Annotated in this window: 16 protein-coding genes, 1 tRNA gene and 1 pseudogene; 6 read left to right on the top strand and 12 right to left on the bottom strand. The window is 60.2% G+C overall.

Annotated elements, in window-relative coordinates:
* Positions 1 to 4: 4 nt before the first annotated feature.
* The 5 genes from H4I99_RS12110 to H4I99_RS24495 all read right to left on the bottom strand — a co-directional run bounded on the left by H4I99_RS12110 (position 5) and on the right by H4I99_RS24495 (position 3,985).
* Positions 5 to 478: a UPF0262 family protein gene (locus H4I99_RS12110; RefSeq protein ID WP_163903305.1), complete on the bottom strand. Its 474-nt coding sequence runs from the start codon at positions 476 to 478 to the stop codon at positions 5 to 7.
* Positions 479 to 481: 3 nt separating this feature from the next.
* Positions 482 to 1,780, bottom strand: coding sequence for a histidinol dehydrogenase (gene hisD / locus H4I99_RS12105; protein ID WP_163903303.1), 1,299 nt, complete (start codon positions 1,778 to 1,780; stop codon positions 482 to 484).
* 48 nt (positions 1,781 to 1,828) lie between these two features.
* Positions 1,829 to 2,266: a DUF2948 family protein gene (locus tag H4I99_RS12100; protein WP_163903301.1), complete on the bottom strand. Its 438-nt coding sequence runs from the start codon at positions 2,264 to 2,266 to the stop codon at positions 1,829 to 1,831.
* A gap of 111 nt (positions 2,267 to 2,377) precedes the next feature.
* Positions 2,378 to 3,670: a UDP-N-acetylglucosamine 1-carboxyvinyltransferase gene (gene murA, locus H4I99_RS12095; RefSeq protein WP_163903299.1), complete on the bottom strand. Its 1,293-nt coding sequence runs from the start codon at positions 3,668 to 3,670 to the stop codon at positions 2,378 to 2,380.
* A 120-nt stretch (positions 3,671 to 3,790) separates the two neighbouring features.
* Positions 3,791 to 3,985, bottom strand: a complete 195-nt coding sequence (locus H4I99_RS24495; protein ID WP_163906070.1) for a hypothetical protein — start codon at positions 3,983 to 3,985, stop codon at positions 3,791 to 3,793.
* 217 nt (positions 3,986 to 4,202) lie between these two features.
* Here H4I99_RS24495 and H4I99_RS12085 point away from each other — a divergent pair.
* Positions 4,203 to 4,277, top strand: a tRNA-Thr gene (locus H4I99_RS12085).
* 143 nt (positions 4,278 to 4,420) lie between these two features.
* Here the strand turns inward: H4I99_RS12085 and H4I99_RS24865 are convergent.
* Together H4I99_RS24865 and H4I99_RS24860 are read right to left on the bottom strand one after the other, a co-directional pair.
* Entirely contained in the window at positions 4,421 to 4,882 is a 462-nt protein-coding gene (locus H4I99_RS24865) for a flagellin (protein WP_483310637.1), read from the bottom strand.
* Positions 4,883 to 5,791: 909 nt separating this feature from the next.
* A pseudogene (locus H4I99_RS24860) lies at positions 5,792 to 6,184 on the bottom strand (flagellin N-terminal helical domain-containing protein); the annotation flags it as partial.
* Between the two features lie 342 nt (positions 6,185 to 6,526).
* Between H4I99_RS24860 and H4I99_RS12075 the strand changes: the two are divergent.
* The gene (locus H4I99_RS12075) at positions 6,527 to 6,916 is read left to right on the top strand and encodes a hypothetical protein (RefSeq protein ID WP_163903295.1); all 390 of its coding nucleotides are present in this window, start codon (positions 6,527 to 6,529) and stop codon (positions 6,914 to 6,916) included.
* A 33-nt stretch (positions 6,917 to 6,949) separates the two neighbouring features.
* On the opposite strand, the gene H4I99_RS12070 is transcribed toward H4I99_RS12075, so the two are convergent.
* Positions 6,950 to 7,303 (bottom strand): hypothetical protein, encoded by a 354-nt coding sequence (locus tag H4I99_RS12070; protein WP_163903293.1) that lies wholly within the window; start codon positions 7,301 to 7,303, stop codon positions 6,950 to 6,952.
* A 235-nt stretch (positions 7,304 to 7,538) separates the two neighbouring features.
* Here H4I99_RS12070 and H4I99_RS12065 point away from each other — a divergent pair, with 235 nt between their 5' ends.
* Positions 7,539 to 7,874: a protein tyrosine phosphatase family protein gene (locus H4I99_RS12065; RefSeq protein ID WP_163903291.1), complete on the top strand. Its 336-nt coding sequence runs from the start codon at positions 7,539 to 7,541 to the stop codon at positions 7,872 to 7,874.
* Positions 7,875 to 7,926: 52 nt separating this feature from the next.
* Here H4I99_RS12065 and galE read toward each other — a convergent pair whose 3' ends face one another.
* The 3 genes from galE to mscL form a co-directional block, all read right to left on the bottom strand.
* A complete protein-coding gene (gene galE / locus H4I99_RS12060) occupies positions 7,927 to 8,961 on the bottom strand; it encodes a UDP-glucose 4-epimerase GalE (RefSeq protein WP_163903290.1) in 1,035 nt (344 codons plus the stop codon).
* 192 nt (positions 8,962 to 9,153) lie between these two features.
* A complete protein-coding gene (locus tag H4I99_RS12055; RefSeq protein WP_163903289.1) occupies positions 9,154 to 10,323 on the bottom strand; it encodes a pyridoxal phosphate-dependent aminotransferase in 1,170 nt (389 codons plus the stop codon).
* Between the two features lie 153 nt (positions 10,324 to 10,476).
* A complete protein-coding gene (gene mscL, locus H4I99_RS12050) occupies positions 10,477 to 10,902 on the bottom strand; it encodes a large conductance mechanosensitive channel protein MscL (RefSeq protein ID WP_163903288.1) in 426 nt (141 codons plus the stop codon).
* Positions 10,903 to 11,118: 216 nt separating this feature from the next.
* Here mscL and H4I99_RS12045 point away from each other — a divergent pair, with 216 nt between their 5' ends.
* Positions 11,119 to 14,628 (top strand): NahK/ErcS family hybrid sensor histidine kinase/response regulator, encoded by a 3,510-nt coding sequence (locus H4I99_RS12045; RefSeq protein ID WP_164490812.1) that lies wholly within the window; start codon positions 11,119 to 11,121, stop codon positions 14,626 to 14,628.
* Positions 14,629 to 14,664: 36 nt separating this feature from the next.
* Here H4I99_RS12045 and H4I99_RS12040 read toward each other — a convergent pair whose 3' ends face one another.
* Positions 14,665 to 16,152: a pyruvate kinase gene (locus tag H4I99_RS12040; protein WP_163903286.1), complete on the bottom strand. Its 1,488-nt coding sequence runs from the start codon at positions 16,150 to 16,152 to the stop codon at positions 14,665 to 14,667.
* 243 nt (positions 16,153 to 16,395) lie between these two features.
* Here H4I99_RS12040 and H4I99_RS12035 point away from each other — a divergent pair, with 243 nt between their 5' ends.
* Positions 16,396 to 16,701, top strand: a complete 306-nt coding sequence (locus H4I99_RS12035; RefSeq protein ID WP_186663297.1) for a hypothetical protein — start codon at positions 16,396 to 16,398, stop codon at positions 16,699 to 16,701.
* 107 nt (positions 16,702 to 16,808) lie between these two features.
* On the top strand, positions 16,809 to 17,549 hold the full coding sequence (locus H4I99_RS12030; protein ID WP_163903285.1) for a metallophosphoesterase family protein: 741 nt from the start codon (positions 16,809 to 16,811) through the stop codon (positions 17,547 to 17,549).
* The last annotated feature ends 2 nt before the right edge of the window (positions 17,550 to 17,551 follow it).

Below are 17,551 nucleotides of genomic sequence, written 5' to 3'. Positions count from 1 at the left end.
CCCTCTACCCGCGCCAATAGAGAACGCAGACGAGCGTAAAAAGCCGCCGGGCCGTATCGAAATCCAGCTTAATCTTGCCGGAGAGTCGGTCCAGCAGCGTCTGGGACCCCTCGTTGTGAATGCCCCGGCGCCCCATGTCGATCGCCTCGATCTGGCTCGGCGTCGAGGAACGGATCGCCTCATAATAACTTTCGCAGATCATGAAGTAGTCCTTGATGATCCGCCTGAAGGGCGTCAGCGACAAGATATGGGTGGCGACATCCTCGCCTGCCTCGGTCCTGATCGAGAAAACCAGCTTGCTGTCGACCAGCGAGAGATAGAGCTTGTAGGGGCCGCCGGCATGACCGACCGGTTCGAAGGAGTTCTCCTCGATCAGATCGAAGATGGCGACGGCCCGCTCATGCTCGACATCCGGCGTGGAGCGGCCGATCGTCTCGTCCAGCACAACATCGCAAAGCCGGAAGTCGCCCTTGGCCATCACTCAACCTTCGAGATTGAGCCGGATGGCCACCGATCGGGCATGGGCGTCGAGGCCTTCACTTCTGGCAAGAGCGATCGCCGCTGGCGCCAGCAGGCGCAGCTGGTCCGGCCCGAGCCGCAGGATCGAGGTGCGCTTGACGAAGTCAAGCACGCCAAGCCCCGACGAAAACCGTGCGGAACGGGCCGTCGGCAGCACGTGATTCGAGCCGCCGACATAATCGCCGATGACCTCGGGCGTGTGCCGGCCGACAAAGATGGCGCCGGCGTTACGAACATCGGCCATCAACGCATCCGGATCATCGACCGCAAGCTCCAAATGCTCCGCAGCAATGCGGTTTGCGAGCGGGATCGCGGCTTCGAGCGACGGAACGAGAATGACCGCACCGAAATCACGCCAGCTTGCTGCGGCCGTTTCCGAACGGCTGAGCGACTTGAGCTGGCGCTCGACGGCGGTCTCGACGGCCTTGCCGAGCGCTGCGTCGTTGGTGATGAGAATGGACTGGGCACCAGGATCGTGTTCGGCCTGGGCGAGAAGGTCGGCGGCCAGCCAGTCCGGATCGTTGTTAGCGTCTGCGATCACCAGCACTTCCGACGGTCCCGCGATCATGTCGATGCCGACAGTGCCGAAGACCTGCCGCTTGGCGGCGGCGACATAGGCATTTCCCGGGCCGACGATCTTTGCAACCGGCGCAATGGACTGGGTTCCATAGGCGAGTGCGGCAACAGCCTGTGCGCCGCCGATACGATAGATCTCACGGACGCCTGCAATGCGCGCGGCGGCCAGCACCGTGGGATTGATCGCGCCGCCCGAAGCCGGAACCACCATGACAATGCGCGGAACACCGGCGACCCTTGCGGGAACGGCATTCATCAGCACCGAGCTTGGATAGCTTGCCGTACCACCGGGAACATAGAGACCGACGGCATCGATCGCCGTCCAGCGAGAGCCAAGCCCGACGCCGATCGCATCCTCGTAGATATCGTCCTTCGGCATCTGGCGGGCATGATGCTTTTCGATGCGCGCTGCGGCCAGTTCCAGCGCCGCCATGACTTCCTCATCGACTTCGGCCATTGCCGCGTCGATTTCAGCGTCGCTCACCCGCATGGGCACTTCAGCGAAGTCGATACCGTCGAACCGCCTGGAATAATCGGCAAGTGCCGCATCGCCGCGCGCCCTTACATCATCGATGATCGCGCGAACCACGTCGTTGACGTCATCCGATACTTCGCGCTTGGTCGTCAGAAAGGCGGAAAACCTCTCCTCGAATCCCTCGGATGCCTGATCCAGCCAGATCGCCACTTCTCTTCAGTCCCTCTTTTCGGCGGGCGGTTTTTCGTCGCCTGCCGTTCACTCACCCGGATGATCGGGCTTCAGGCTGGTTTCCCATGCCCCGCCGGTATCCGCAAGCTGTGCTTCGATACATTCCACATCGAGGGCGATCATGCCGCCACCGGAGAGCACCAGTTCCACCACACCTTCCGGCCCCTCGCCCTCCGCCCTGAAACGGACTGCCAGCAGCGAAAGCACATTGTCGCCATTGGCGCGGTCAAAGCCTATCGACCGCACGGCAGAGACGCGCTTGAAGCTCAAAAGAGCCCTGCGGCGTTCATAAGCCTTGCGGCGACCGGCGGAATCTTCCCAGACGAAGCGGTTGGCCGCCAGTGAGAAGAGACCGGGACGCGGCTGGAAGGACATGTCGGATATGCGGAAGACCGCATCCTGCATGTGAGCGGAGATGACCGAGAGGTCGTCGTTATCAAGAGCGAGCAGCTTCAGACTTGTCATTTCACCGTTACCCGAATGGCCGCCCGAAGGCGAAGCGTCACATCATCTTTTCGACATAGGTTGCCGCAATGCAAGACGCAACGGCATCGAGGAACGGAGATTAGCAGTCTGTCAGTCGCTGATGCGTTCGACGATGGCTCCGCAACGGGTAAGCTTCTCTTCGAGACGCTCGAAACCGCGGTCTAGATGATAGACACGCGACACCATGGTCTCCCCCTCTGCCGCAAGCCCCGCGATCACCAGCGAAACCGATGCGCGCAGGTCGGTTGCCATGACCGGCGCACCACGCAGGCGGCTAGTGCCCTCGATACGGGCGGTCTGACCGGAAAGCGTAATCCTGGCGCCGAGTCGGGCAAGCTCCTGCACATGCATGAAGCGGTTCTCGAAAATCGTCTCGGTGACGTGGGAAACGCCGTTCGCACGGGTCATCAGGCCCATGAACTGGGCCTGGAGGTCGGTCGGGAAACCGGGGAAAGGCTCGGTGACGATATCGACCGGGCGGATTTCCGAACCATAGCCAACGACGCGGATGCCGCCATCGGTTTCGGTCACTTCCGCGCCTGCACGACGGATCGCTTCGAGCGCGGTATCGAGCAGCGAAGCATCCGTTCCCTGCAAAACAACGTCGCCACCGGTCATAGCGACGGCCATTGCATAGGTACCGGTTTCGATACGGTCAGGCAGAACCCGGTGGCGCGCACCGGAAAGGCTCGACACACCTTCAATTGTAATCGTCGAGGTACCAGCGCCGGAAATCTTCGCGCCCATGGCATTCAGGCAATTGGCAAGGTCGACGACTTCCGGTTCGCGAGCCGCGTTGCCGATCACCGTCGTTCCGCGGGCGAGAGAGGCCGCCATCATCATCACATGGGTCGCGCCGACGGAAACCTTGGGGAAATTATAGGTCGCGCCGATCAGGCCGCCCTTAGGCGCAGTCGCATTGATATAGCCACCATCGATTTCCATCTCGGCGCCGAGCGCCTGCAGGCCCTCGATGAACAGGTCAACCGGACGCGTGCCAATCGCGCAACCACCCGGCAGGGAAACTCGTGCCTTGCCCTCACGCGCGAGAAGCGGACCGATGACCCAGAAGCTTGCACGCATCTTGGAAACCAGTTCGTAGGGAGCGGTCGTATCGGCAACGGTGCGGCAGGTGAAATGGATGGTACGAGAGTAAGAGCCGTCCTGATGCTCGCGGCGACCATTGACGGAAACATCGACGCCGTGGTTGCCGAGAATTCGCAGCAACAGCTCGACATCGGCGAGGTGCGGTACATTTTCAAGCGTCAGCGTATCGCTGGTCAGCAGCGAAGCGATCATCAGAGGCAGCGCCGCGTTCTTGGCGCCGGAGATCGGGATAATACCCTTGAGCTCGTTGCCGCCGACAATCCGAATACGATCCATGTAAGCCTTCTGAACGGGACTGGCGCCCGCCTTTCATTTATTGTGCTGATCTCGCCCCCGCGGACGCGAGGGTGTTTAGACGAAAAACAAGCCGTATTCAATTCGGCCCTTCAGCAGTGATTAATCATCGGGTTGAGACGAATTTGCGGCGGGCAAGCCATCTGTCTCGTCGGCCTGACCGGCGCGGCGGGCGCGGGACTGCTGTTTTCGTCGCAGGAGATTCTCGCGCAGCTTTTCAGCCGCGCGCGCCTTGCGCCGCTCAGCCGCCAATTCAGCTGCTGCCTTGCGTTTATCCACAGGCGGGCGAGATGAAATGCTGTCTTCGCCGCCCGCTTCCGCCGCCGGCCCCGCAATCCCGGGGTTTTGCCGATTTTCTGTCATGCCGGCGTGATAAACGAAAACAGCCGATTGCGAAAGACTGGTGCAATGACGACGGATTTCTTCCCGTAAAATTCGTTTTACTGTTGCGCTCCCCGTGAAGCTGTGGCAATAGGCGGCTCGCTCGCAACGGCAACACACGCCGCGCAAAGATGCTGCTATAGCTCAGGGGTAGAGCACTCCCTTGGTAAGGGAGAGGCCGAGAGTTCAAATCTCTCTAGCAGCACCATTTTGTCATTGAAATAATTAGATATTTTAAAAGCAAGTGTTGCTTCCATATGCTTTGGGTGAACCGTAGATGCGGCCGTGATAAACTGCGGCGGTCCCGATCCCGGCATAGCCGAAATCAGGATATCGCGGCATCGATCAGCTTCAGTTGAACAGACCGAGGATATTCTCGGATCCCGCATTGGCAATTTGGAGGCTCTGGAGGGCGAGTTGCTCCTGGGTCTGGAGTGCTTTCAGACGGCTCGATGCCTCTTCCATATCGGCGTCGATGAGACGACCCACACCGCTTTCGATGCTGTCCATGAGCTTGCCGGCGAAATCTGACTGCATGCCGATCCGCTGCTGGAGTGAGCCGAGGCTGGCCGCACCGTTCACGACCTTGCCGATCATGATCTCCAGACCACCGATGTAATGATCGACGTCTGCCCCGCCCGTAACGTCGATATCGAGAAAATCGAAATTGACGCTGATCGGCAGGGAGACTTCCGCCGCGACAGCCGTCACGCCGGTGCTCGTCGCGTTGGAAACCACGAAGTCCGATTTGCCGCCCTGCTCCGGATGGATGGCCGCATTGACGCCAATGTACAGGCTGTTCGCCCCCGCCATGAACGTGAGGCCCGAAGTCGCGAGCGCATAATTCATCAGTGCGGCCATATCGGAGGGCGTATCTACGATGCCGTCGGTCGTGCCGAGTGCTGCATCGACATCCGCCTTCGTGATGGTGAAGCTCTGCGCTGATTGCCCCGCAAAGGTCACATCGAGCGACATGCTGCCCGTGGTATCAATCTGAAACCCTTCCGTGAAGGCCATGCCGGCCGAAGCGTAAAGATTCATATGCTGGTAGATGTTGCTGGGATCCATGCCGTAGGCGAAATTGCCAGCCAAGGTGGAAACCAGATTGCTGATGACTACGCTCGAGCCGGGATGACCCGACAGCGTTTCATCGGAGCCGATATCTACCATGTTCATGGATACCACGCCGAAATTGGTATCGTAGCCGCCAGCACCGGAACCGGCGGGAACGCCCGCGAGATCGAGAGCAGCGTCTATGACCCGTGCTAATTCGTCTGCCGAGGTGATCGATCCATCCGCCCTGCCCAGGACCGTATTCACCAATGCCTGATCGATAGAGATGCCGGTATAAAGCTGACCGCCGCTATATGTGCTCGAATCGACCGTCACATCGAAGGTGATGCTATCGGCTAAGGACAAGGCGCTGCCAGCGACGAACTCAAAATACGTGTGGCCCTTATGGGCATGCGTGGAGGGTGCACCGCTGACCAGACCGCCCAGATCAAGCGTGCCAGTGACAGGAAGAGTGACTGTATCGGCGATTTCCTTCTGAAGAAGTCCGCCACCGGCGGTGTTAAACAGCGATGTCTGCGCCATCGGGACATCGATCATATTGACTGAGACCTTGCCGTCGTCCTGCCTGACGAAGGAAGAGACGACGCTCTTCCTTGTGTTCACGTCGGCATCGTCCTTGATGTCGGTGAGATCCGTGGTGAGCCAGTTCTGTCCGCTGAAGCTAGCCGATTGGGAAATGCCCACGACCTGCTTCTTGAGTTGCTCCAATTCGTGCTGGATCTTGGCATTGTCGGTGGCGGGCTCCCTGGCCGTGACGAGCTTTGCCTTGAATTCTCCGAGAACGCCGATGACAGCATCCATACCGGCATAGGCGGTGTCGGTCTTTGCCGAGCCGAGGCCGAGAGCGTCGTTGGCGGCGGAAATCGCCCTGTTGTCGGAGCGCATCGTGGTGGAAATCGACCAGTAGGCAACATTGTCTGAGGCCGTTGCCACACGCAGCCCGGAAGAAGCCTCGCTCTGCGCCCTGTGCAATCCGCCAGAGACTGTCCGCAAGCTCTGCAACGCGGACATGGAGGAAATATTCGTCAATATGCTGGTCATGCCTGCCCGTTGAATTCGTTTGGTCGAAAGGGGCACGTCATGAGCCAGATCGCGGAAACTCCGCCGTCCGAACATGGTTAATAGAGGTTAACGAAAGTTAAAAAAATGTTCGCAAAATTAACCATTGTTAACTGATGGGTACGCACACCCTGCGCCTCGTTGAACCGCGAAAGGCGATTTCCCCTCGTCCTTTCGATCATCCTGCGTTAGAGGAGTCCCAGCATGAATGAACCGCGATCCTGCGTCCGCAATTGCATGAAAACAAAGAGATATAGAACTCGGGGTGATCTCGCTTTCACCTGAGACGCTCCAGAGAGCCGAAACATCAAAGGCGGAAATCGCATGCCCCCGAAACCCAAGCGCAACCGTCTCGAGAAGCTACAACACTCCTGGGCAAAGGCATCCTCGCAGCAACGCTACGAATTCCTGAAATGGCTCGCGGCCTCGCAGGACGGAAACGACGGCAACGGCATCACGGCGACGGACATGATCGCCAGGATACCGATTGCCAGCGGACGTTACCTTCTGCCATCGGCGGTCGTTCGTATCCGGGCCATCATGACCGCCCGCTCGCTTTCGGCGGAGGCGGTTATGACCCAACTGGGATTCGAGGAAGACCGCGATGCACTTTCCCGCGCTCTATCGGAGGGCGCCAGTCTGCGGCTTGCAGTCGTCGCCGCACTGGAAAACTGGCTTCTGGCGCATGCCGACCCGGAATGCACCGCGCCATGACGGGCCAAACGTGCATCGGACCTGCCGATTCGGCTAATCGACCTGGCTGATGCGAAGGTCGCTTTCGCCGACCATGCCGATATACAGGCCCTGCTCATCCTTGTCCGCCCGCCCGATCATGTCGAGATTCGGCTGTGTGGAATAGAGCATGATGGTGTTATCACCATTGCTCATCGAATAGCCGGATACGGCCTTCAATGCTTCGGGGCAGGTACCGGCATGCTGCAGCAGCGCGCGCACGCCATCGGCGACGGGTTCCTGCAGGAAGGAGATCTGGCAGGTTCCCTCTGGGGTCGTCATCGCCCAGATTTCACCGGCGGCCGTTGACATAGCCGAAAGCGCGATGACCCCAACGACGACGGAGGCGAGAAAGGTCTTTGCTGTCACGGGACATCTTCAAGAAACTGGTGACGCCCAGCTAGGCATACGGCATCCGCGCGTCAACGGAGGGAGGCGCCCATAGTTGGACGATGCGGCGCCACAATACGCGCCGCGAAAAAGATGGTGCCGCGACAGGAGGACACTGCTGGAAAACATATATTGATTATCATATGTATATGGATGAGAGAGGGAGCCAATCAACGCATCCCACTGCCAATCGAAAAACGAAGGAAAGAAAGAAATGCAGATCCGACCCATTACCAAGAGTTTTCATGTCAGCGGTCAGCTCGCTCCGACGGACATCCCTCAACTGGCCGCATCAGGCTACTCGATGGTGATCTGCATGCGGCCTGATGGCGAGGGATGGGGGCAGCCGGATTTCTCCGTGATCGAAGATGCTGCAAAGGCCGCCGGGCTCAAATCCTATTATCTGCCAGTCGTCCCCGGTTCCGTATCGCTGGAGCAGGCGACCAAATTGAAGGATCTATTGAAGCAGACGGAAGGTCCGGTCCTTGCCTTCTGCGCCTCGGGCGCGCGCTGCGCAGGCCTCTATCAGATGTCACAGCAAATTGGCTGATCGGCACGGCCGGGTAACGGGAATCCGTTGCCAAGGCCTCCCGCAATATCTTTTAGAAACTGCTTGCAGCAAGGCGGCGACGCAAGCCGTCGATATCGGTGGCGTCATCCTGGAAGAGGTGACGCTCCCAGTCGAGCGTGGTTGCCACGATCGTCTTCAGGTCGTCATGACGCGGTGTCCAGCCAAGCACCGAACGGGCAAGCGCCGCATCGGCGACGACGAAGGCAGCATCGCCCTGCCTGCGCGGGCGATATTCGATCGTGATCTTCGTATCGGCGACCTTCTGTACGGCGCGCAGAACCTCGAGCACCGAGTAGCCCCGGCCGTAGCCGCAATTGGCGGTCAACGTCGCGCCACCACGCCGCAGGTATTCCAGCGAGTTCAGGTGCGCCAGGACGAGGTCGTTAACGTGTATATAATCACGTACGCCGGTACCATCCGTCGTTGCGTAATCCGTGCCGAAGACTTCCACCGCGCGGCGCTTTCCGAGGGCCGCTTCGCAGGCCACCTTCATAAGGTGTGTCGAGCGCACGGTCGATTGTCCGGTGCGACCAAGGAGGTCTGCACCGGCAACATTGAAATAGCGAAGTGCGACATAGCGGAAGTCATGGGCGCGGGCGGTATCTCGCAGCATGATCTCGCTCATCAGCTTCGACTGACCGTAAGGGTTTTCCGGGCGCAGCGGCGCGGTCTCCGTCACCGGTAATGGCGCGTCTGGCGTGCCGTAGACCGCCGCCGTGGAGGAGAAGATGAACTTATCGATGCCGGCTTTTATGGCGGCGGAAAGCAACACGCGCGTATTGCCCGCGTTATTGGCATAGTAGTCGAGCGGATCGGCCACGGAATCCGGAACCACAACCGAACCGGCGAAATGGATGATGGCTTCGATATCGTTTTCGGCGAAGATCTGCTTGAGGACGGTCTCGTCACCGACATCGCCAAGGTAAAAACGCGCAGCTGGCGCCACGGCCCAACGGAAACCGGTCGACAAACGATCGACGACGACGACATCTTCGCCGGCATCCAGAAGGGACCAGACCATATGGCTACCGATATAGCCAGCGCCGCCCGTTACCAAGATCGCCATTTTTTACTTCCCGTGTTCTTATCGATCGGGAAGACCGTATCAGCTCTGTGCTTTAACAAAATTTACGTCAGGCAATAAACCCGAGGACAAAACACCTTTAACTTGAACTATACTAAATTTACTTTTGCAAAATTCGTTCAAGTTTTATCGATCTGACGGAGCACGCATTTCCGCACGCTCCGTCAGCAATGCTCAAAGGGAAAGAACGTAGCGGCAAAGGCGATCTGCCGCCTCCTCGATCTGTCGCGGATCACGCAGGAAGCAGGCGCGCAGGAAGCTTTCACCTCCCTTACCGAAAGCCGAACCGGGAGCCAGGGCGACGCCAGTGCGGTCGACGATGTCCATGGCGGCCTGACGGCTGTCGGTGATCCCATCAATCTTGAGAAAGGCGTAGAGCGCACCTTCCGGCTTCAGCGTCTCGACCCGATTGGTCGCGATCAGCGCATCGCAGAGAAGGTCTCGCGACTGTGCAGCGCGCTCGAAATTCTCGCGCACGAAGCCGTCACCATGGTCGAGAGCCGCAACGGCCCCTCGCTGCATGAACTGCGCGACGCCCGAGGTCGAATACTGGATCAGGTTTTCTAAGACCTGCCCGGTTTCCGGGGGCGCGACGATCCAGCCGACACGCCAGCCGGTCATCGACCAGTTCTTCGAGAAGGAATTGGCGAACAACACGCGGTCACCCGGCTCCATGACATCGAGGAAAGAGGCCGCACGCGGACCCGCGCCATAATAATAGAGCGCGTAAATTTCGTCGGCTAGAATCCAGAGATCATGCCGGCGGGCAAGCGCCAGGATGGCGGCAAGATCCTCGCGGGTTGCGGTCCAACCCGTAGGATTGGACGGGGTATTGATGAAGAGTGCTCGCGTCTTCGGTGTGACGGTCCCCTCCAGCGCATTCATGTCGAGTGACCAGCGGCCGTCGGCAAAAGTCAGCGGCAGTCCGACGGCACGACCGCCGGCAATCTCGATGGCCGAGATGATGTTGGGCCAAGCCGGAGACAGATAGATCATCTCGTCGCCCGGCTCTGTCAGCGCCTGGACGCAGAGCGCAATGGACTGCATGCCCGAACCGGTTACATAAAAATGCTCAGACGGCAGCTCCACCCCGAAATGTCGGGCGTAGTAACGTGACAGCGCTTCGCGCAATTCGGGGATGCCGCGCTGCCATGTGTAGAAAGTCTCGCCGCCGAGCAGCGCGTCGCTTGCGGCGCGATTGATGAATTCCGGGCTGGGAAGATCGCCCTCACCTGCCCAGAGCGGTAACAACCCATCACGCCCGCGAGCGTAGTTGATGATTTCGACGATCCCGCTTTCCGGCGCGGCCAGAGCGCGCGGGCTGAGATCCTTGACGAGCGACATGCAGAGCCCCTTTGAAACTTGCCGATGTTAAAGAGGTCTACCCGATCGTGCGGGGAAAATCCCATGACATTCGGTGAGCGCAAAATCGATTTCAGTGATGAATGAAAAAGACCGCGGACTTTGCCGCGGTCTCTGGGTTGTCTACGGATGCGATCAACGGGCCTTCAGCAGATCGCGGATTTCCGTCAGAAGCTGGATATCGGCCGCCGGGGGAGCCGCTTCGGCGACCTTCTTTTCCTGCTTTTCAAGCGAAGCCCTGAGCGTATTGACGCCCTTGACCATGAGGAAAATGATCCAGGCAAGGATCAGGAAGTTGATCACCACGGTGATGAAGTTGCCGTAGGCGAAAACCGCTCCCTGTTCGCGCGCGGCGGCAAGTGTGGTCGCCGTTACCTTCGAACTCAGGGGGAGGAAGTAGTTGGAGAAATCGAAGCCGCCGAAGATAACCCCGACGATCGGCATGACGATATCCTGAACCAGAGAATTGACGATCAGACCAAATGCGCCACCGATGATGACGCCGACTGCGAGATCCATGACATTGCCACGTGCAATGAATGTCTTGAACTCGTTCAGCATTACCCTTCTCCTTTTAAATGACAGCGATACACGTTCGCCGTCACGAACGCTCCGCCAGATTCATGGTTAATGAAGTTTTGCTCATTCGCAAACAATGAATCGGCCTTCATCGGCCGGATACCTTCGACTTAATGTCAATCCACAAGCGATTTCAAATGAAGGGGACTTCCCTTACAGTCGGCTCCAGTTCTGGCGCGCCGTTCAGGAGGAGGAAGCGTGCTACCGGGTTGGGTTATCTTCGCATCGGCCTTCGCCTATCTGTTGCTGCTCTTTGCGGTGGCGAGTTACGGCGACAGGAAAAGCCGTGTCTACGGAGTGCCCGTAAACGGCCGGCCGGTGGTCTATGCACTCAGCCTCGCTGTTTACTGCACCTCGTGGACCTATTTCGGTGGCGTAGGGCTGGCGGCCGAACGCGGGCTGGAATTCACAGCGATCTACATCGGGCCGATCCTGATGTTCACAATCGGCATGCCGATCGTGAAGCGCATCATTGAACTAGCCAAGGCCGAGAAGCTGACATCCGGCGCCGACTTCATCGCGGCGCGCTACGGCAAGAACCCCATCGTCGGCATGCTGGTCACCATTATCTGCCTCGTCGGCACGATCCCTTATATCGCGCTGCAACTGAAAGCGGTTTCCAATTCCGTCACGGCCATGGTGGACCCGACCGCATACGGAATCGGCACCGGCAACCTCTATTTCGTCGACCTTCCCTTGATCGTCGCCTTCCTGCTCGCCTGCTTCGCGGTCGTCTTCGGCACCCGCCACACGGACGCGACGGAACATCAGGACGGGCTTATCCTTGCCATCGCCTGGGAATCCGTCGTCAAGCTGGTCGCCTTCTGGACGCTTGGCATCTATGTCGTCTTCTTCCTGTTCAATGGACCCGCAGACCTCTGGCAACGGGCGGTCGAAAACCAGGCCGTGATGGCGGCGCTGACCCATCACACGCCGCCCGGCCGCTGGATCCTGCTGATCGCGCTGTCCGCCTTCGCGATCATCATGCTGCCCCGCCAGTTCCATGTGACCGTGGTTGAAAACCGGACGGCCCGGGAACTGAAGCTCGCCGCGATCCTGATGCCACTCTATCTGGTAGCCATCAACATCTTCGTGCTGCCGGCCGCGATGGGCGGTATCATGCTGTTCGGCGGCACCGGCAATGCCGACCTTTACGTGCTTTCGCTGCCGCTCACCCATGAGATGCGCTTCGTCTCGCTGATTACCTTCCTCGGCGGCTTCTCGGCCGCGACCGCCATGGTGATTGTCGCATCGGTGGCACTGGCGATCATGGTGTCGAACGACATGGTGCTGCCGATCTTCCTGAGGCAAAAACTTCTCGGCCGGCCCAGCCACCGGGCGGATTTCGCCAAGACGCTGCTGCATATCCGCCGAACCGCCATCTTCGGCGTCATGCTGCTCGGTTATGTCTATTACCGCTCGGCCGACAACACGACCGGGCTTGCCTCCATCGGATTGCTGGCCTTTGCGGCCATCGCCCAGATTGCGCCGTCGCTGTTCGGGGGCCTTCTCTGGCGGCGCGCCAATGCCCGAGGCGCGATCGCCGGCCTCAGTTCCGGTTTCTTCGTTTGGGCCTACCTGCTGTTCCTTCCGAGTTTCGGCGCCGAGGACAACACACACATTGCGGCATCGATCCTGAGCTTCCTCTTTCCCGGCATCGACATGTTCACCGGGGCGGAAGCCGATCCGCTGGTCAACGGCACGCTGCTCAGCCTGCTGGTCAACACCGCCGCCTTCATCGGCGGCACGCTCAGCCGCAATCCTCGGCCGGTCGAGCGCATCCAGTCCGGCATTTTCGTCAAGCGTCATCCCCGAACGCAATTTGCGACACGCGGCTGGAAGACGCGGGTTTCCGTCGGTGACCTGAAGTCAGCCATAGCCCGCTATCTCGGCGACGAGCGCATGCAACGATCGTTCCGCAGCTACGAGCAGACGGTCGGCCGCCGACTGGATGACAATAGCCCGGCGGACATGGCTTTCATCCACTTTTCGGAGCAGTTGCTCGGCAGCGCCATCGGATCGTCTTCCGCGCGTCTCGTCCTGTCGCTAATCCTGCAGAAGGCGGAGGATACCTCCGCAGATACGGCTTGGCTGCTCGATCAGGCCAGCGAAGCCCTGCAGTACAATCAGGATATGCTGCAGACCGCGCTTTCGCAGATGGAACAGGGCATCGCCGTCTTCGACGCCAACAACCGGCTAACCATCTGGAACCGGCGCTTCCGCAGCCTGCTTGATCTTCCGGAGCATGTGGGACAGGTCGGCTATCCGCTCACCGATATCGTGGCGATGCTCGCGGATCGCGGCGACGTTGCGGCCGGTGAACAGGGGCCGCTGGTGCGGCGCTTCCAGCAATTCGACAAGCCCTTCCAGCTTGTCACCGCGGGTGGCGAGCGGATCATCGAGGTTCGCTGTAACGCCATGCCTGACAAGGGCATCGTCGCGACTTTTACCGACATCAGCAGTCAGGTGGCGGCCGACAAGGCACTCAAACAGGCGAACGAGACGCTGGAACAGCGCGTGAGCGAGCGCACCGCAGAACTGACCCGGGTGAATCACGCGCTCGCCGAAGCGCGCGCTGCCGCCGACGAAGCCAATATCGGCAAGACGCGTTTCTTCGCCGCGGCTGGCCACGACATTCTCCAACCGCTCAATGCCGCGCGTCTCTATTCCTCCTCTCTGGTCGAAAGGCTCGGGGACAGCGAGAACAGCCCTCTCGTGCGTAATATCGATTCAGCATTGGAATCCGTCGAGATCATCCTCGGCGCCGTGCTCGATATCTCGCGGCTCGATACCGGGGCGATGAAGCCCCGCCTTGCCTCCGTAGCGCTTCACGACCTTCTTGAACGCATCGAGACAGACTTCGCGCCGATGGCGCGCGAGAAGAACCTGAAGCTAATCGTCATGCCGACTTCGCTCAGGGTGCGCTCCGACCCGAACCTGCTGCGCCGGCTGGTGCAGAACCTTGTTTCCAACGCCATCAAGTACACGCCTTCGGGCCGGGTACTTGTCGGCGCAAGACGGCAGGGCAAGGAGGTGGCGATCCAGGTAATGGATTCCGGCATCGGTATTCCGTCATCGAAGTTCCGCACCGTCTTCAAGGAATTCGCGCGACTGGAAGAAGGCATGCGCACAGCCTCGGGCCTGGGCCTCGGCCTTTCCATCGTTGATCGCATCGCGCGTGTGCTCAATCATCCGGTGCAACTCTCGTCCAAGCAGGGCAAGGGCACGACGTTCCGGATCCTCATGCCTCTTGACCAGACGGTACCGATGGGTGGCAGCGTGGCGGAACTGGCAAGACAGGACAAAGGAGCCCAGCCGCTGCGCGGCCTGAAGATCCTCTGCATCGACAACGAGCCGAAGATCCTCGAAGGCATGCAGCTTCTCATTTCCGGCTGGGGCTGCGATGTACAGTGCGCCGGTTCGATTGAGGAACTCGATACGATCGTCGCGGCCAGCAAGGAGCCGCCGGATCTGATCATCGCCGATTATCATCTGGGCGACGGCAGCGGGATCGGGGCGATCCTTCGGCTACGCGCGCTCTATGAGCGGGATGTTCCGGCCCTGCTGTTGACCGCCGACCGCACTCTCGAAGTGCGCGCGGAAGCCGAAAGACAGCACATCGCCCTGCAGCACAAGCCGGTGCGTCCGGCCGCCCTTCGCGCCTTCATCACGCAGGTTTCCGCGATGAAGCAGACGGCGGCCGAATAGACGGCTGGCCGCCTGCCACGACCTACGGAGGCTAAATCACCAGGACTTCAGCGCCCTCAGCGTCGGTGTCTTCTTCTGCATATGCTCGTCCATGCGCGACAGGAGACGGTCGAGCAGTTCGACGGCCTGCCCGACGGCGGGGCCCTTGTTCAGCATAACGCATTCGGCGCGTGCGGCCATGGCCGCATCGGTCATTTCCCCGCGCGTCGGAATGCCTTCGCGCACCAGATCCTCCAGAACCTGCGTCGCCCAGATCGCCGGCACGGACGCCGCTTCGCAGATCCAAAGGATCTCCTCCTGCATTTCCGCGAGACGTTCGAACCCGATTTCGGCAGCAAGGTCACCACGTGCGATCATGATACCGAAGGGACCGCGCTGCCGGGCGCGGGCAATCAGCGTGGGGAGGTTGCGGACGGCATCCGGCTGCTCGATCTTGGCGATCAGGCCGAGATGGCGATCCGCCGCTCCGTAGCGCGCCAGAACCGCATCGAGCAAATCGATGTCTTCCGGCCTGCTGACGAAGGAGTAGCCGATGATGTCGCCGCATTCGATGACGGTCGCGAGATCCGTCTCGTCCTTGGCGGTGAGCGGCGACAGACCGAGTGAGGTATCGGGCAGGTTGATACCTTTTTCCGGCTTCAGCTTCGTGCCACCGGCCTTGGTCTTCTGCACGAGAATGACGGCCTCGCCGGGCTGTGTGCTCTCGACCACGGCTTCCAACTTGCCGTCGTCGTAACGCACGCGATCGCCGACCGAAAGACGGGTGACCATCTCCGGCAGCGAAACGCCGGCGGAAAACTTCACCCGATCGCAGACGCGCGGCTCTCCCGAGGCGACGAGGCGTACCCTGTCGCCGGCCGCAAGCCGCGCCTTCTTTTCCGGTAACTGAACCTCGGCAGTACGGATCTTCGGGCCGGCGATATCCATCAGCACGGCGATGTCGCGGCCGACCGCCTTGCCCGCAGCGCGTACATGGGCTGCCATGGAACGCCAGGCTTCCGGGCCGTCATGGGCGCAGTTGATGCGGGCAACATCCATACCGGCCTTCGCAAGATCGAGCAGGAAATCGGGGTTTTCCGCCGCTTCGCTTGGCAGGGTCACCATGATGCGGGTGCGGCGATGGAGATGAGCCGGCCCTAGAAGATCGGTCGCTGCTTCGGAAAGGCGGACCTCACCGATGAAGAATTCGGATTCTGAAGGCATCGAGACCAAACCATTGCCGCCGGCAAGCGCGCCAAGCGCTGCGATCACCGCATCAAGCGTCGGAAGAACACGGCTTTCCAGCCGCCCGAGCGAAGAGAGACCGAGACACATCAGCCGCCGCTGCAATGGACGAAGATCATGATGCCGGAGGGCCAGGTAGTGCGCGAGGTTGGCGAGCGCGGGATCGGCCTCGACCACACCGGAACCGAACCTTTCGATCATCGCCGCTGAAGCCTCGAGGATCTCGGCCCGCAGGGCAACGACCTCATTGAGAAGCGCATCGACCGGCCTTTCGGGCACATGCAATTGCGGCGTATTCATGCTGTTCTCCACCTGCCATTAGTCAGCGTCCCACAGCCCTTGCGACTTCGCCAGAGGGGCGAATACCGCAGAGGGCGAACGGACAGATCATCACGCTACTTCGGCTGTTTGACGCAGCGATGACGCCCCGCGCGCCTCATTTTGCAGGTGCAGGATGAGGTTCGTTGCGTGACAGTTTTATGACGATTATGGTGTTCTTATGCTTCGCGGGACGAGCGCGACCGCATGGGATGGAGAAATGAATTGGCAAAGCGGAAAATCTACGAGGCTCTGGTCGACGGTGCTTCCACCGGGTTGGGCGACGCGGCACTCTATGCCTATGTGCAGGAGCGCTGCCCGCAGGTGAATAACAAGAAGCTGGTTCGCGCAGCACTCCTGGCACTGACCGACCCGCATCTTTCCGACCGCAATATTCTCCAGACGATCTACGCACTGGCGATCAAGAAACGGCTGGAGGACCTGCATGCCTCAGGCTCCAAAACGTCGGAAGGATCGCAGCACGAAAAGAACGCCTCCCCGAGCGAAAAACAGGCCCTGCATCCCGCCTGAAGCCTGACCGGCCGAGCGTTACGAACGCACCCTCCTTCCGGCCAATAGCATCCCCGGCAAAAGCCACCTAGATTGGCACTTCGAGCATTCGTCGCCAGGGAGGGGCCATGCGGATCGCTTTGATTTCAGATATCCACTCCAATCGCGAGGCCTATGAAGCCGTGCTCGACGCAGCCGCGCGGCAAGGGGCTGCGCGTTACATCGTGCTCGGCGATATCGTCGGTTACGGGGCCGATCCGGCCTGGTGCACCCGCAAGACGATGGAACTGGCCGAAGGCGGCGCCATCGTCGTGCGCGGCAATCACGATCAAGCCCTGGACGATCCGGCCATCTCCATGAACGAAACAGCGACCGTTGCCATCGACTGGACACGCGGCCAGCTCAGCACTGGCGAACGCACCTTTCTCGCCGGCCTGCCGTTACAGGCCGAGGATAGCGATTGCCTCTATGTGCATTCCAACGCGGCGAGCCCTGCCCGTTTCAGCTATGTGACGGATTCGGATGACGCACTTCGGCAGTTCGCCTCCTGTCGGGCACGGCTGATCTTCTGCGGCCACCTGCATCGCCCGGCGCTCTATTGCCTCGGCGCGCATGATAAGGTTTCAGCATTCACCCCGACATCGGCGAACGGAATACCGCTTCTCTCCCAACGGCGCTGGCTGGCGGTCATGGGATCGGTCGGGCAACCGCGCGACGGAAACCCCGCCGCGGCATTCGGCATCCTTGACACCAGGAGGGGCGAGCTCGAATTTCATCGCGTGGGCTATGATATCGAAACGGCGGCCGCGAAGATCCGTGCGGCGGGCCTGCCCGATAGCCTGGCGGCAAGACTGTTCAGGGGGCGGTGAAC

The organism is Paenirhizobium daejeonense, from assembly GCF_014280875.1.
Lineage (GTDB): Bacteria > Pseudomonadota > Alphaproteobacteria > Rhizobiales > Rhizobiaceae > Allorhizobium > Allorhizobium daejeonense.
This window is presented reverse-complemented; position numbering and strand designations above follow the sequence as displayed.